Annotated in this window: 13 protein-coding genes; all 13 read left to right on the top strand. The window is 34.1% G+C overall.

The annotated features are described in order from the left end of the window. Positions 1-134 precede the first annotated feature (134 nt). Positions 135-548 (top strand): SHOCT-like domain-containing protein, encoded by a 414-nt coding sequence (locus LGK97_RS18840; RefSeq protein WP_226261735.1) that lies wholly within the window; start codon positions 135-137, stop codon positions 546-548. A gap of 44 nt (positions 549-592) precedes the next feature. Further along, a complete protein-coding gene (locus LGK97_RS18835; RefSeq protein ID WP_226261733.1) occupies positions 593-847 on the top strand; it encodes a hypothetical protein in 255 nt (84 codons plus the stop codon). A gap of 86 nt (positions 848-933) precedes the next feature. Next, complete coding sequence (locus LGK97_RS18830; protein WP_226261723.1) at positions 934-2,298, top strand: MFS transporter; 1,365 nt, start codon at positions 934-936, stop codon at positions 2,296-2,298. A gap of 340 nt (positions 2,299-2,638) precedes the next feature. After that, a complete protein-coding gene (glmM, locus tag LGK97_RS18825) occupies positions 2,639-3,985 on the top strand; it encodes a phosphoglucosamine mutase (protein WP_226261721.1) in 1,347 nt (448 codons plus the stop codon). A 296-nt stretch (positions 3,986-4,281) separates the two neighbouring features. Then, positions 4,282-5,697, top strand: a complete 1,416-nt coding sequence (locus tag LGK97_RS18820; protein WP_226261720.1) for a PTS mannitol transporter subunit IICB — start codon at positions 4,282-4,284, stop codon at positions 5,695-5,697. Between the two features lie 205 nt (positions 5,698-5,902). Next, positions 5,903-8,050 carry a BglG family transcription antiterminator gene (locus LGK97_RS18815; RefSeq protein WP_226261717.1) on the top strand — a complete coding sequence of 716 codons (2,148 nt, stop codon included), beginning with the start codon at positions 5,903-5,905 and terminating at the stop codon, positions 8,048-8,050. Continuing rightward, the gene (locus LGK97_RS18810; protein WP_226261715.1) at positions 8,040-9,932 is read left to right on the top strand and encodes a PTS mannitol transporter subunit IICBA; all 1,893 of its coding nucleotides are present in this window, start codon (positions 8,040-8,042) and stop codon (positions 9,930-9,932) included. Before LGK97_RS18815 ends, LGK97_RS18810 begins: the two co-directional genes overlap by 11 nt. Before the next feature lie 22 nt (positions 9,933-9,954). Next, positions 9,955-10,884, top strand: coding sequence for a 1-phosphofructokinase (pfkB, locus tag LGK97_RS18805; RefSeq protein WP_226261713.1), 930 nt, complete (start codon positions 9,955-9,957; stop codon positions 10,882-10,884). Positions 10,885-10,925: 41 nt separating this feature from the next. Then, the gene (locus LGK97_RS18800) at positions 10,926-12,182 is read left to right on the top strand and encodes a zinc-binding dehydrogenase (protein ID WP_226261711.1); all 1,257 of its coding nucleotides are present in this window, start codon (positions 10,926-10,928) and stop codon (positions 12,180-12,182) included. Positions 12,183-12,201: 19 nt separating this feature from the next. Continuing rightward, the gene (locus LGK97_RS18795) at positions 12,202-12,462 is read left to right on the top strand and encodes an HPr family phosphocarrier protein (protein WP_226261709.1); all 261 of its coding nucleotides are present in this window, start codon (positions 12,202-12,204) and stop codon (positions 12,460-12,462) included. A gap of 27 nt (positions 12,463-12,489) precedes the next feature. Next, on the top strand, positions 12,490-14,109 hold the full coding sequence (gene ptsP, locus LGK97_RS18790; RefSeq protein ID WP_226261707.1) for a phosphoenolpyruvate--protein phosphotransferase: 1,620 nt from the start codon (positions 12,490-12,492) through the stop codon (positions 14,107-14,109). A gap of 530 nt (positions 14,110-14,639) precedes the next feature. Continuing rightward, positions 14,640-16,466 (top strand): glutamine--fructose-6-phosphate transaminase (isomerizing), encoded by a 1,827-nt coding sequence (glmS, locus tag LGK97_RS18785; protein ID WP_226261737.1) that lies wholly within the window; start codon positions 14,640-14,642, stop codon positions 16,464-16,466. A gap of 200 nt (positions 16,467-16,666) precedes the next feature. Next, positions 16,667-17,220, top strand: a 554-nt coding sequence (locus LGK97_RS18780) for a TnsA endonuclease N-terminal domain-containing protein (RefSeq protein WP_226261705.1), incomplete at its 3' end; no start/stop codon positions are given.

Below are 17,220 nucleotides of genomic sequence, written 5' to 3'. Positions count from 1 at the left end.
TTCTAGAGACTTGTCAAGTGTTTTATGCAAAAAAAGTGGGGGAAACAACAAAAATCAATGAAATTAAAAATGAGTAATCACAGGGGCTAAGGAGTTTCCGTGAACGCTCAAATATAAAAAGGGGGAAACATACAATGAATGAAGAAATCTCAAGAATATTAAAAATGGTGGAAGAGGGCAAAATTGATTCAGAAAAGGCCATGCAACTTATAGAACTTTTAAAGGTAGGAAATAAAGAGCTAGTTAGTTTAGACAAAGTATCATCAAGCAGCAATACTAGCAGTACTAATATTAATGGGAAAATGCTCAGAATAAAAGTAAGATCTAAAGATAATGATAATGTAAATATTAACCTTCCACTAAAGTTTGTAAGTGGTATGATAAAAACCTTTGGAAAGATTCCTAATTTAAATGTAAGCGGTATGGACAATGTAGATATGGATGCAATGGCTCAAACTATATTAGATGCTATAGATGGCGGCATGGATGGTAAAATTGTGGATATTCAAAGTGGAGATGGGGATATAGTAGAAATTGTTATAGAATAAGTTAATATTGCAGCACCGCAGGTGATGATTTAAGGGGGGGGGTTATGAGAATCTACATTAAAACAGAGGAAGGTAAGAAGATAAAAATTCCAGTTCCAATGTGGACTATTAGATTGGGAGCAAGATTTCCCATAGAGAGAATTGCAAGAAGGCATATGAGGGATAAAGAGGCTAAATATTTAGATTTGATAGATTGGACAGAAATGAGAAAGTTAATTATATCATTAGGTGAATATAAGGGACTAATCTTAGTGGATGTAAAAGCTAGTGATGGCACAGAAGTATTAATACAAATATAATTTTTAACCCAGAGGTGATTAATGCCACTGGGGTTAATTTTAAAAAAATAATTTAATGTAGGGGCATTAAAATGGGGGGCTATTAATTGGAGGCAGTAGAAAAAGATATAGTTGAAAATGGTATTAAAACAAAAATTAACAACAGTGAAAAAGTAAATGGTAATGAACTTGAAGTTACAGAAAAGAATAAATCCACAGAGAAACTATGGACCCTGAATTTCTTTTTGCTATGGCAAGGGCAGATGGTTTCAGCACTAGGAGATGTATTCTATGAGATAGCATTAGGCTTTTGGGTACTTGCAGTAACAGGTTCAACAGGCCTTATGGGAACGCTTATGGCTGCATCAGCATTGCCGAGAATAATAATATCTCCCTTTGCAGGGGTTATAGTGGATAGATGCAATAGAAGAAATATGATAGTGCTAATGGATTTAGTAAGAGGGGTTGTAATTACAGCAGTAGGCACGGCAGCAATACTGGGGGTTGTGGAAATTTGGATGGTCTTTGCAGCAGGTGTTATTTTAGGCATATGTGCAGCTTTTTTTAATCCTGCTGTAGGTTCTGCGGTTCCGGATATTGTTCCAAGGAACAAGATTATTCAAGCAAACTCAGCTTTAAATATGGCAGGGACAGGAATAAATATTTTAGCTAACCCTTTAGGAGGAGTTGTATATCAGCTACTAGGGGCACCAATAATGTTTTTATCAAATGGTATATCATATCTTTTTTCAGCCTTTACAGAGATATTTATAAAGATACCTAAAATAGAGAGAAAAGTCAAAGCAGAAGATGCAATGAAGAGCACTAAGGAGAATTTTAAACAGGAATTAAAAGAAGGGTTTAAGTTTGTATGGAAATTTAAAGGCCTTAGGTACCTTATAATTGAAGCAGCAGGGCTAAACTTTTTTTGTGGTATAGCAATGGTTTTAATCTTACCTCTATTTCAAAGAACGCAGGGACTTGGAGCAGGCAAATATGGAATTGCAATGGCGCTATTAACTGGAGGCATGTTTGCAGGTATGGCTTTAACTTCTATTGTGAAGATACCTTATGAAAGAAGGCTAAGTATTTTTATGATTTCAGGCGTAGTATTTGCTATAGGTTTTGCAGTATTTCCCATGGTTAATTTCAGATACATGTTAGTATTATTATTCATAGCAGGTTTCTTTAATGCTATTGTAAATACGCTAATAAGTGCATCAATTCAGTTAACAGTACCACAGGACATGAGGGGAAAGGTTTTTTCAATTATGAACACAGTATGTGGAGGATTAATGCCAATAGCTATGGCTGTAGGCGGTATACTTGCTGAGTTTATATCAATAAAATATATTATCCTAACTTGTTTTTTACTATCAGGAATAGGAATATTACCACTGGGAATTACTAAAAACTTTAAGCGCTTCATTAATTTTAATCCTGATTGTCAAACTTTAGAGGATATAATTTAATAAAATTAAAAAGTAATAGAATATGATAAGACTATAAATAAAGTAAGATTGAAAATTAAAGATAAATTTTCAATCTTATTTTATTTTGTATAGGAAACAGCTTGCGAAAGTGGATAACATCTATATGCTAGAGCTTGTCACTTTTGCCACTTGTCACGTGGGTGGCACTAAAAACAAGCTTCGTTACATATTTTCTCCATTGTAGTATAGTACAAACTATAATATAATTAAGTTGTATGTCATTATATACAAAAGGCATATAATAAATAATCTAAAAGATAATAAAATGCGGACACATTTATAATAAACTCATAATAAAATTGAGAAAGAGGTAGAAAATATGGATAGAATATTTGGAACAGATGGAGTACGAGGAATAGCAAATACGGAATTAACAGTTGAACTTGCATATAAATTAGGAAGATCAGGGGCGTTTTTACTAACAAAAGGAGCTCATAAGCCTAAAATTATAGTGGGAATGGATACAAGAATTTCAGGAGACATGTTAGAATCGGCATTAGTAGCAGGGATTTTGTCTGTAGGAGCTGAGGCTATATGTCTTGGAGTTGTGCCAACACCAGCAGTAGCATATTTGACTAGAAAATATGGAGCAGATGCAGGCGTAGTCATCTCAGCTTCGCATAATCCAGTAGAATATAATGGAATAAAGTTTTTCAATAGTCAAGGTTTCAAGTTATCAGATGAATTAGAGGATACAATACAAGCAGTTATAGAAAGTGATTTTGAAGGAGTACCATCCCCAATAGCAGGAGATTTAGGTAAAAAAACAGTTAAACACAATGCTATAGAAGATTATATAGAGTTTGCTAAATCTACTATTTCAGGAGACTTAAAAGGACTTAAAATAGCCTTGGATTGTGCTAATGGAGCTTCGTATATTACCTCAGTAAAAGCTACAAGGGACCTAGGAGCAGAGGTTTTAGTCATTAACAATGACCCAGATGGAATAAATATAAATAAAGACTGTGGATCTACACATCCTGAGCACTTAATGGCATTTGTTAAGGAAAATCATTGCGATTTAGGACTAGCTTTTGATGGTGATGCAGATAGATGTTTAGCAGTAGATGAAAAAGGAAACCTTATAAATGGAGACTTTATGATTGCAATTTGTGCTAAACATTTAAAAGACATGGGAAAACTGACTAAAGACACTGTTGTAGTAACTGTAATGAGCAATTTAGGTCTTGATATTGCCATGAAGGAAGAAAACATAGCTACTGTTAAGACAAAGGTTGGAGATAGATACGTGCTTGAGAAGATGCAAGAGGAAGGATATAGCCTAGGTGGAGAACAATCAGGCCATGTTATTTTCTTGGATTTTAACACTACGGGTGATGGGCTTGTGTCAGGACTTCAACTTGCCACTGTAATCAAAGAATCAGGAAAACCACTATCAGAGCTTGCAGCTATGATGACGGAGCTTCCACAAATATTAGTTAATGCAACAGTACCAAATAGTAAAAAAGATATTCATGAAACTGATAGTGAAATAGTAGAAGAAATTAAAAAGATAGAAGAAAGATTAAATGGATGTGGTAGAGTACTTATTAGGCCTTCAGGTACAGAGCCTTTAGTGAGGGTAATGCTAGAAGGTAAGGTGCAAAGCGAGTTAGAGGAAATGGCACAGGATCTTGCAAAGCTAATTGAAGAAAAAGCAAAATAGAAATGAATTTAAGAATATTTAAATCAATAAATAACGCAGAGAACTTCCAATTGGAAATTCCCTGCGTTATTTTTTATTTTATAGGAAACAGCTTGTGCAAATGAATATGGATAATATCTATACGCTATAGGTTGTCACTTTTGCCACTTGCCACGTGGATGGCACAATTCAGAATACTCAGTTATGTCACTAAGCTTAAGTGACATAATGCAAGTATCTTTGTGTTGTAGCACAAGATATGTAAACGTATAATTGCATTAAAGAATAGTATTTAACAATTTAAAGGGGGAGAAATAATGGAAGTCAAAACACAAACAGAATTGAAGCCACAATCAGGTTTTAAGGAAAAGATTCAGGTATTTGGACGTTTTCTAAGTGGTATGGTAATGCCAAACATTGGAGCATTTATTGCATGGGGATTAATTACAGCATTGTTCATTCCAACAGGATGGAGACCAAATGAGAATCTTGCTAAATTGGTAGGACCAATGATTACCTACTTATTACCATTATTAATTGGATATACAGGAGGTAAAACTGTAGGAGGAACTAGAGGTGGAGTACTAGGAGCAATAGCTACCATGGGTGTAATTGTAGGAGCTGATATACCTATGTTTATCGGTGCTATGATAATGGGACCACTAGGTGGTTATGTTATAAAGAAGTTTGACAAGTCAATTGAGGGAAAAATACCTGCAGGTTTTGAGATGCTAGTAAATAATTTCTCAGCTGGAATTATTGGTATGGTACTAGCACTACTTGCATTCCTTGGAATAGGACCAGCAGTACTTGCTCTTAACAATGTAATAAAAACTGCAGTTGAGGCAATAGTAAATGCAGGATTATTACCATTAACATCAGTGTTTATTGAACCGGGTAAAATATTATTTTTAAATAATGCTATAAATCATGGAGTACTAGGACCTATAGGTATACAAGAAGCAAAAGAAGCAGGAAAATCAATTATGTTCTTACTTGAATCAAATCCAGGTCCAGGACTAGGTATACTTTTAGCATACTGGGCATTCGCTAAGGGAATGGCAAAAGAATCTGCCCCAGGAGCTGTAATCATTCACTTTTTAGGCGGAATACATGAAATATATTTCCCATACATTTTAATGAAACCAGTACTATTACTGGCAGTAATTGGTGGAGGAGCAAGTGGAGTATTTACATTTAATTTATTCCATGCAGGCCTTGTAGCAACACCATCTCCAGGAAGTATATTTGCATTAATAGCTATGACTCCAAAAGGAGGACTGCTCGCTGTTCTTGCAGGAGTAATTGTGTCTACAGTAGTATCTTTCTTAATAGCAGCTTTCTTCATTAAAGGGTCTAAGGATTCAGAGGATATGGATTTAGAAAGTGCAAAGATGGCAGTGAAGGATTTAAAAGGGAGTAAAAGATCTGATTCAGAAGTGAAAATAGTTAATAAAACATCCGTAAATAAAATTGTATTTGCTTGTGATGCCGGTATGGGATCAAGTGCCATGGGCGCATCTACTTTGAGAAATAAACTTAAAAGAGCAGGGTTAAATATAGTAGTGGTAAATGCTGCCATAGGAGATATACCTAAAGATGCAGATATAGTTATAAGTCATGAAAGTTTAACGCAAAGAGCCAGAGCTAATGCACCAAGAGCAGAACATATATCTATTACTAACTTTGTAAATGATGTTAAGTATGATCAACTGGTAGAAAGATTAAAATAATATATTAACATTAAAATCAGTGAGAAAAATCTATAGAGAGATGTTTCTCGCTGATTTTTTAAAACTATAATAAATTATGTCACTAATGGATAATGACAAACTCGATTATCTTTAGCTTGAACACAAGGATTTCAGAGCATATAATTAAATTATAGAATTTTCAGTATTTAATAATGTCATTAATAACTATGCAAGGAGGTGGACTATGAGCCATATGGTAATAACATCACGTATAAAGGAAATACTTAAGCTCTTAATTGTAGCTGACTTTTCAAATATTATTACTGTAAATAATATAGCAGAAAAATTAAACGTAAGTTCAAGAACAATTTTAAGAGAGATGCCTCAAGTAGAAAAATGGTTAAAGCATAACAAGTTTAAATTTATAAAGAAACCTGGAGTAGGGCTTTTGCTTGATGAGAACCTAGAAGGTAAAAATAGACTACAGCAATTATTGGATGGATATTATGTAGAAAAGCATTATAAACCAGAAGAAAGACAATATTTGATAATAAGTGAACTTTTACAGATGAAAGAACCTTTAAAATTGTATTATTTTACATCCATATTTGGAGTTACTGAAGGTACATTAAGTAGTGATTTGGATAAAGTGCAGCAGTGGTTTAAAAACCATAATTTAAAACTCATTAGGAAACCAGGTCTTGGAGTCTATGTCGATGGCAAAGAAAAGGATTTTCGTAAGGCTTTGATAAGTTTATTATACGAAAACCTAGATGAAAATCAATTATTACAAATTATAAAGGACAATGTGGGTGGCAGTGAGTTTACAAAGGGAAGAATTGAAATCAATACTAGAAACAGACTGTTAAATTTGATAGATAAAAGTGCCATTAAAAAACTTGAAGATTCAGTATATAAAGTGGAAGAGAAGATGAAGCTAAAGCTTGCTGACAGTGCATATGTGGGTTTAATAGTTCACTTAGCAATTGCCCTTCAACGTATAAAAAATAATGAAAGAATAACCATAGATCCATTATTTTTATCGGAACTAAAAAACACCACTGAGTATAGCATAGCTGAAGATTTGGCCAATGATATTTCAAATGATTTTGTTTTGGAGATACCTGAGGATGAGATAGGGTATATAACAATGCACTTGAAAGGCTCCAAAATGCAAGCAAACACTAAATCAGAAGAAGAATATATGATAGGAAAGTACGAACTCATTAAAATAGGTAAAAAAATGATTGCCATTGCAGAAAATGAAACAGGATTCCCATTATTACAAAACAAGAATCTATTGATGGGACTGGTAAATCATTTAGAACCAGTGATTAGCCGTTTAAAAATGAATTTAGATATTAGAAATCCTTTACTATCTAAAATCAAGGAGACTTACCCAGAAGTTTATGAAACCAGTATAAAAAGTTGCAAGGTTTTAGAAGATTTATTAGGGGTTAATATACCTGAATCAGAGGTGGGATATATTGCCATGCATATAGGTGCTGCAATGGAGAATGAATCTAAAATAGAAGGACGGATTTACAGAGTTGCTGTTGCTTGTGCAAGTGGTATAGGCACATCAAGATTGTTGGCAACAAGACTTCAAAAGGAGTTTAAAAATATTCAAGTTATAGATGTAATTTCAACTATTAATATTAAGGATACTTGGCTAAAGGAAAAAGGAATAGAAATGATTATATCTACGGTTGCTATTAACAGTCCTGTAAAAACTGTAATTGTAAATCCTTTATTATTAGAAGAAGATAGAAAAAAAATTCAGAGGAACTTAAGCGAAATAGAAGGAAACATCGATGCTAAGGTTATAAAAATAAATAGACATGGTAATTTTAAGGATAATATTTTGACTCTTATGGAGTATGGTGAGGCCTCTATAGAAATTACAAATAATTTTTATTTTCATGAGGATGACAGTATAGATAATAAACTTCAGCTAATAGAGAAGGTAAGTGAAGTTTTTACTAGTAATGAGTCAGAGAAAAAGAGTCTTAGGGATAAATTAATAGATAGAGAAAGTTTAGGTAGTACAGTTTTATATGGTGAGGGTATTATTTTGCTACATTGTCGTAGTGAAGTAATAACGGAAGTAAAAATAGGAGTAATTCGACTGAAAAAGAAAATTTCTTCACAAGAGGAATATGGAGAAGATATAGATATAGCTCTAATAATGCTAGTGCCTCTAGATGCTAAGGAAACTTATATTGAAGTAATTAGTGAAATTAGCAGAGCGCTAATAGAAGTACCAGAATTTATTTTGTCCTTAAAGGAAGGGTCTAAGGACCAAGTATATTCACAAATAAATAGAATACTTGGAGATTTTTATTATAAAATGAGTAAATTATTTCAGGAGGCGGATAGCAATGGAAGCTAAAACACAAACAGAATTAAAACCACAATCAGGTTTTAGGGAAAAGGTCCAGGTATTTGGACGTTTTCTAAGTGGTATGGTAATGCCTAATATTGGAGCATTCATTGCATGGGGATTAATTACAGCATTGTTCATTCCAACAGGATGGAGACCAAATGAGAATCTTGCCAAATTGGTAGGGCCAATGATTACGTACTTATTGCCACTTCTAATAAGTTATACTGGAGGAAAAATCGTAGGTGGCACAAGAGGTGGGGTAATTGGGGCAATAGCTGCAATGGGTGTAATTGTAGGAGCAGATATACCTATGTTTATCGGTGCTATGATAATGGGACCACTTGGCGGATATGTTATAAAGAAGTTTGATAAGTCTATTGAAGGAAAAATACCTGCAGGTTTTGAGATGCTAGTAAACAATTTCTCAGCTGGAATTATTGGTATGGCATTATCACTGCTTGCTTTATTAGCAATAGGACCTGTAGTTCTAGCACTTAACAATATATTGAAAACGGGAGTAGAAGCAATAGTAAATGCAGGGTTGCTACCATTAACATCTGTATTTATTGAACCAGGCAAAATACTATTTTTAAATAATGCAATAAATCATGGAGTACTTGGACCAATAGGTATACAAGAAGCAAAGGAATTTGGAAAATCGATATTCTTCTTGCTTGAAGCAAATCCAGGTCCGGGCCTTGGCATACTTTTAGCATACTGGATGTTTGCAAAAGATATGGTGAAAGAATCTGCCCCAGGAGCAATAATCATTCACTTCTTAGGTGGAATACATGAAATATACTTCCCATATGTTTTAATGAAGCCGCTACTATTACTGGCAGTAATTGGTGGAGGAGCAAGTGGAGTATTCACATTTAATTTATTCCATGCAGGCCTTGTAGCAACACCATCCCCAGGAAGTATATTTGCATTAATAGCTATGACTCCTAAAGGAGGACTGCTCGCTGTTCTTGCAGGGGTAATTGTATCTACAGTGGTATCTTTCTTAATAGCATCATTCTTCATTAAGGGGTCTAAAGATTCAGAAGATATAGATTTAGAAAGTGCGAAGGTGGCAGTGAAGGATTTAAAAGGAAGTAAGAAATCTGATTCAGAAGTGAAAATAGCTAATAAAACATCAGTAAGTAAAATTGTATTTGCTTGTGATGCCGGTATGGGATCAAGCGCTATGGGCGCATCTACTTTGAGAAATAAACTTATCAAAGCAGGGTTTAATATAGAAGTGGTAAATTGTGCGGTAGATAATATTCCAAAGGATGCCCAGGTTGTTATCACTCATGAAAGTTTAGCAGGTAGAGCGAAGGCATCTGCACCAAAAGCGCACTATATACCAGTAAAAGATTTTCTTAAAAATGATGCTTTCGAAAAGCTTTTGTTCATACTAGCAGAACCTACCACAGAGTTTAATGATATGAAAAGCGAGTTATCCCAAAGTAGTGCAGTGTTAAGAAAAGAAAATATTAAGACTCATTTAGAAAGTATAGATAAATATGATGCAATAAGAATGGCTGGACGTCTTTTGGTAGATGGCGGCTATGTCAAAGAAGAATATATCGAAGCTATGGTTGAAAGAGAAAAGGAACTTACAACCTACATCGGACAAGGCATTGCAATTCCTCATGGAGTTGGAGCTGCAAAGAAAAATATAATTAAATCTGGAATGGTGGTGCTTCAGTATCCAGAAGGAGTATCATTTAACGGTGAACTGGCATACATTTTAGTAGGAATTGCTGGAGTGGGAAATGATCATTTGGGTATCTTAGCTAATTTGGCAACGGTTATTGAAGAGGCAGACGAAGACATGCTAAATAAATTAAGAAATACTGGTGAAGTAGAATTTATATACAGCACTTTTATGAAAGAATAAAAGTAGCAAAAAGAGGTGTAGTATGATTATAACTGTTACATTAAACCCAGCTATAGATAAAACATTAGAGGTGGATAACTGTACCATAGGTAGTATTAATAGAGTTTCTTCCATAAAGATAGATGCTGGGGGAAAAGGTATTAATGTTTCAAAAGTAATAAAGAACTTAAAGGGAGAAAGTATTGCACTAGGAGCTCTAGCGGGTAGCACTGGCGAGTTTATTAAAAACTACTTAGATACTGAGAAGATTAAAAATGATTTTATATTCTCCCAGGGAGAGACCCGTACTAATGTAAAAATAGTTGATAAGGTTAAAAATACAAATACTGATATTAACGAGCCTGGTAATAAAGTTTCAGGGGAAGATATTGAAAGAATCAGAGAAAAAGTATTTAAAGATATTGAGCAAGAAGACATATTGGTATTATCAGGTAGCGTACCGCAGGGAGTGGGAAAGAATATTTATGAAATGTGGATAAAGGACGCTAAGAAGTTAGGTGTGAAAACTATTTTAGATGCTGACGGAGAGCTATTAAAGCAAGGGATTTTATCAGGACCTTACTTAATTAAACCAAATATACATGAACTAGAGATGCTATTTGATGTGAAAATCAATGGAATTGGAGAAGTTATAAGTTATTGCAAAAAAATATTTAATTATGGTGTTAATATAATTGCAGTATCACTAGGTTCAGAGGGAGCATTATTTATGAATGGCGAAAAAACAATTTATGCTCATGGTTTAAAGGTGGAGGTAAAAAGTACAGTAGGAGCAGGAGATTCCATGGTGGCAGCCCTAGCTTTTGCGCTAGATAAAGGCTATTCCTTTGAAAGATCTGTGACTTTGTCAGTTGCTGCAGCAACAGCTGGGGTTATGACAGAAGGTACTACTGCAGGAGATCTTTCCAATATATTAAGTATTGAAAAACAAGTAGTGTATGAATATCTATAAAGTTCACAAATGTAATATAAATGTGGAAAGGTGGAATTAATGTGAAAACTAAAGCAGTAAGATTATATGATAAAAACCTATTAAAAATGGAAGAGTTCGAGCTTCCTGAAATAAAAGAAGATGAAATACTGGTTAAGGTAATAACGGATAGTATTTGTATGTCTACTTACAAGGCAGCAATACTAGGCACAGAACATAAGAGAGTTCCAAAGGATATTGATGTTAATCCAATTATTGTTGGCCATGAGTTTTCAGGTGAAATAGTGCAAGTAGGATCTAAGTGGAGCAATGAATTTCAAAAGGGTAAAAAATTTGCGATACAACCTGCTTTAAATTATAAAGGAAGTATGGCCTCACCTGGTTACTCCTATAAATACTTTGGAGGAGCTGCAACTTATACAATAATCCCACAGGAAGTTATGGAGCTTGGATGCCTTCTTAATTATGAAGGGGAATCCTTTTATGAAGCTTCACTATCTGAACCAATGTCTTGTATAATTGGTGCTTTTCATGCCTCGTATCATACAGTTGTAGGTAAATATGAGCATAATATGGGAATAGTTGAAGGTGGTAAAATGGCTCTACTTGCAGGAGCAGGACCTATGGGGCTAGGGGCTATTGATTATGCCTTGCACTGTGATAGAAGACCAGGTATGCTTGTTGTAACTGATGTTGATGATAAAAAATTACAACGTGCTGCAGCAATATTCACAAAAGAGGAAGCGAAAAAATGCGGAGTTGAACTTATCTTTGTAAATACAAAGAACTTAGAAAATGCAACTGAGTATTTAAAAGACTTGAGCGGAGGCACTGGATTTGATGATGTGTTTGTTTATGCCCCAGTAAAACCTGTAGTGCAGCAAGGAGACCGTATACTTGGGCGAGATGGTTGCTTGAATTTCTTTGCAGGTCCTATAGATAATAATTTCTCAGCAGAGCTTAATTTCTATGACGTGCATTATGCTTCTACTCATATTGTAGGAACAAGTGGAGGAAACACAAATGATATGATTGAATCATTACAAATGTCTGCAAAAGGAATAATAAATCCAGCAGTTATGGTTACTCACATAGGAGGCCTTAACAGTGTTGCGGAAGCTACCTTAAATCTTCCGAGCATACCAGGAGGTAAAAAATTAATTTATACAAATATTGAAATGGAATTAACAGCTATTGAAGATTTTGAGGAAAAAGGAAAGACTAACCCTTTGTTTGCAGAGCTTGCTATAATAGTAAATGATAATAATGGATTATGGTGTACAAAAGCAGAAAAATTCTTATTAGAAAATTTAAAATAATAATAGAGGAGCGTTAATTATGATAGAAAAGAACTTAACAATAACCAATGAAATGGGTATGCACGCAAGACCAGCTTCCCAATTTGTTGCATTAATTAATGGATTTAAAAGTGATATACAAATTATTAAAGGAACTAGAACAGCCAATGCCAAAAGTATAATTAATGTTTTGTCACTGGCATTAGTTCAAGGGGCCGAGATAATTGTAAGAACTAATGGAATGGATGAAGTAGAAGCTATGAATACCATTGAGAATTTTATAGTAGCCTTAAAAGATTAAAATATGATTTTTTCTGGAGGTATTATTATGAAAAATGGAATTGCAGCATCAAAGGGATATGCTATAGGTCAGGTTGTGGTGAAGGATCATATAGAAGACTTAGTGATAGAAAGGCATGTAGAGGATGCCCAAGGAGAAAAAGAAAGATTTCACAAAGCTGTTGAAGAGTCTAAAATTCAGATAATAGCAATCAAAGCTAAAAGTGAAAAGGAACTAGGAGCAGATAAAGTAGAAGTATTTGATAGTCACATAATGATTTTAGAGGACCCTGAATTAATAAAAGGTGTAGAAGAATTAATAGAAAATAACAAGGTTAACTGTGAAAAAGCTCTTGAGGATGTGGCTAAAGGTTATATTGCCATATTTGAAAGTATGGATGATGAATATATGAGAGAAAGAGCTGCAGACATTAAGGATGTTGTAGGACGGTTACATGTAAATTTATTAGGAAAAAAACACTCAGATGAACAAATCCTTGGAGAAAATACAATAGTAGTAGCACACGACTTAACTCCATCTGATACAGCACAGCTAGATAGAAGTAAGGTAATAGCATTCTTAACGGATATAGGTGGAAGAACTTCACATAGTGCAATTATGGCAAGAACATTAGAGATACCTGCTGTAGTTGGATTAAAAGATATAACTACAGTTGTAAAAGAAGGGGATATGGTAATTGTAGATGGAAATGAAGGTACAGTTATAATAAATCCAAGTAGCGAAGAATTAAAAAAATATAAAGAAATAAAAGAAACATTTGAAAAAGAAAGAGAGACCTTAAAAGCACTCAAAGATATTAAGATTGTTACCAGTGAAGGAAAGCACATTGAAGTGGCAGGAAATATTGGCGCTCCAGAGGATGTAAATAAAGTAATTGAAAATGGAGGAGAAGGCATAGGCTTGTTTAGAACAGAGTTTTTATACATGGATAGAGAAGATATGCCCTCAGAAGAAGAGCAATATAAGGCCTATAAATATGTGCTTAAAAACATGGGAAATAAACCTGTAGTGATAAGAACCTTGGATATTGGTGGAGATAAGAAATTATCATATTTAGAAATGCCAGAAGAAATGAATCCTTTTCTTGGTTATAGAGCTATCAGAATTTGTTTGGATAGAAAAGATATATTCAAACCTCAGCTTAGGGCATTATTAAGAGCCTCTGCTTACGGAAATTTAAAAATAATGTTTCCTATGATATCCAGCTTAAATGAAATTGTGGAAGCTAAAGCATTACTAAAGCAGTGCAAGGATGAACTCATAAAAGAAGGATTTGTAGTAAAAAGTGAAATAGAAGTTGGCATAATGATAGAAATACCTGCAGCAGCATTAATGGCTGAGGAACTTGCCCAGCATGTAGATTTCTTGTCCATAGGCACAAATGACTTGATTCAATATACCCTAGCAGCAGATAGAATGAATGAAAAGGTGTCATATTTGTATAATCCAGGTCACCCAGCTGTGCTAAAGCTTATAAAGATGACAATAGAGGGAGCACATAAGGCAGGTAAGTGGTGTGGCATGTGTGGTGAAATGGCAGGAGATGAAGCTTATATTGAAGTCCTTTTAGAGTATGGGTTAGATGAGTTTTCAATGAGCGCATCTTCAATTTTAAATGCCAAAAAAGTTATGCTTAACATCATTTAAAGACAAAATTTATACTTCTTAAAAATATTAAATGTAGAATGCATAATATTAGCTATTTATGCATTTTACGTTTCTTATTAAAAAAATGTATTAACTTTTTTTAATACATTTGCATATATCATTATGACTAAGTTGTTAAATATTCCAAGAAGGCGACATAGTCATTGACATTGCACTACGTTAAAAATATAATAAGTTGTGCAAAAGAATATAAATATATCATGGGAGGGATGTTAAATAAGTGAGTTTTAAATATTAAATTTAAAAACAAAAGCGCCAGGACTTAAGTTATTAACCATTATAAGCAGTACTAGGGTAAATAATATTGCTAATTAATGATTAAAGTAACTTCAGTTGACGAGGATGGGGAGTATCGAATCTTCGGCGGATGCCCCGCGGTATCGCACTACCGTTAACGGTTGATAAAAGCGAAAAGTGATTTTCGTAACAAAATCAATCTGGTGTTAAAACCTTTAAAAATAGGCTTAATTGTGTTGCTTAAAAATTTAAAATTAGAGAGGAAGATGAATATGTGCGGAATAGTAGGATACTTTGGAAATAAAGAGGCTTCACCAATTATGGTGGCAGGTCTTAGTAAATTAGAATATAGAGGATATGATTCAGCAGGGATCGCAGTTATAGATGATGGAATGTTAAGAGTAACTAAATGTAAGGGGAGACTTGCAAATTTAGAAGCTCAATTATTAGAAAATCCGGTTAAAGGAAAAGTAGGGATTGGCCATACTAGATGGGCTACTCACGGTAAGCCATCAGATGAAAATTCACACCCACACACTAATGAAAAGGAGACTATTAGTGTAGTTCATAATGGTATTATAGAAAATTATATTCATTTGAGAGAATGGTTAATGTCAAAGGGATATAAGTTCACATCTGAAACTGATACAGAAGTAATACCACACCTTGTAGATTATTACTACAAGGGAGATATAGTTGAAGCAGTAATGAAGGCTATTACTAAAATGGAAGGAAGTTATGCCATTGCGGTAATAACAAGCCATGAACCAGATAAATTAGTAGCTGTAAGAAAAGATAGTCCATTAATAGTAGGACTTGGAGATGGTGAATACTTTATAGCTTCCGATATACCAGCAGTATTAAATCATACAAGAGAGGTATATTTATTAGAGGATAAAGAATTCGTTGTGATTTCTAATGAGGGAATAAAACTTCTTGATACAGAAGGTGAGATTATAAATAAAGAAGTCTTCCATGTGACTTGGGATGCAGAAGCTGCTGAAAAGGGCGGATATGAGCACTTTATGATAAAAGAAATTCATGAACAGCCAAAAGCAATCAGAGATACAATGACTTCAAGAATAGCATTAGGAAAGCCAATTACACTTGATGATATATCTATAACTACAGAGCAAATTAAGAATTTAAATAAAATATATATAGTAGCTTGCGGAACTGCATATCATGCAGGGGTTGTAGGCAAATATGTTATAGAAAAACTTGCAAGAATACCAGTAGAGCTAGATATAGCCTCTGAATTTAAATATAGAGATCCAATAATGGATGAAAACACATTAATGATAGTTATTAGCCAATCAGGAGAAACAGCAGACACTATGTCAGCTTTAAGACTTGCAAAGTCAAAAGGTGCAAGAGTTATAGCAGTAACAAATGTAGTAGGTAGCGCGGCATCAAGAGAAGCAGATGACGTTTTATACACTTGGGCAGGACCTGAAATAGCAGTTGCATCTACTAAAGCATATGTAACTCAGCTCATAGCAATGTATATAATAGCATTATTCTTTGCGCAAAATAAAGAAACATTAAGTGTGGACGCAATAGAAGAAATTAAAGCAGCGATGTTACAGCTTCCAGAAAAAGCAGAACAAGTGCTTACAAACAAGGAAACAGTTCAAAAGTTTACAGCTAAAACTTACATGCACAAAGACATGTTCTTCATAGGACGTGGACTTGACTATGCAGTTGCAATGGAAGGCTCATTAAAACTTAAAGAAATATCTTATATTCATTCTGATGCCTATGCAGCAGGAGAGTTAAAACATGGTCCTATAGCACTTATGGAAGAAGGGACTATAGTTATAGCATTAGCTACTCAAGAAGAACTATTTGACAAGACAGTAAGTAATATAAAAGAAATAGCTACTAGAGGAGCAAAAGTATTTGCCTTTGCACCAGAAGGTCACACTGAAATTGAAAAATCAGTTCACTCCGTAACTTATATACCAAAGGTTATGGATATACTATCACCAGTGATTTCAGTAATTCCACTGCAATTATTATCTTACTACATGGCAATTCAAAAGGGTTGCGATGTAGATAAGCCAAGAAATCTTGCAAAATCAGTAACTGTGGAATAAGGGCAGAGATAGTGCCACGCACGTTGTTGAAAGATAATAAAGTTGTACACTGAATAAAAAAGGTGTACAGTGAATAAAAAAGTTGTATATTTTCATGCACTTTGAGTAATACTAGAAAAGTATTATTTGAAGTGCATTTTTTTAGGTTACAGATTTATTTTTTTCTTAAAATATAAAAATAATAGTAGAAGGTGTGAAAATTGAGTAAACGTAGATTAAGTTGGAGTGAGGAGAAAATTAAAAAATACATTAAAGAAGGTCGTGGCAATGGTACAGGAAAGGATTATAGACCTTGGACCAAAGTTCAGGATTTTCCATCCTTAGGTCGATGTTCTAGAGTGGCTGGTTGGAAGACTGATAGAGTCCATGAATTTATGTCCAATAACGAAACTAGATTTTTTTATCTTCTAGAATGGGCTGATGCCGTAACGGATATTAGGGAGCAATTTCCTTTAATTCATTTTAATGAAACGGTAGCTATTGCTGAAGAAATGGGCGTAAAACATCCTACGGATATGGAAAGTGGAGTTCCTTATGTAATGACCACGGATTTTATGATTACAATGAATATTTGTGGAAAAGAAAAGCAAATTGTTAGAACTGTAAAAATGGCAGCTGACTTAGATAAAAGGAGAGTAATTGATGTACACAAACAACAAACCTTGTCCCCAAATATTAAAGTCTGTCCACAAACATTAAAGTCTGTCCCAATAAATGAAGGAAATGCGGATCACCACCACGCACTCCTTCATTT

The sequence above is a fragment of the Clostridium sp. CS001 genome (genome assembly GCF_020443565.1).
GTDB lineage: Bacteria > Bacillota > Clostridia > Clostridiales > Clostridiaceae > Clostridium_AD.
This window is presented reverse-complemented; position numbering and strand designations above follow the sequence as displayed.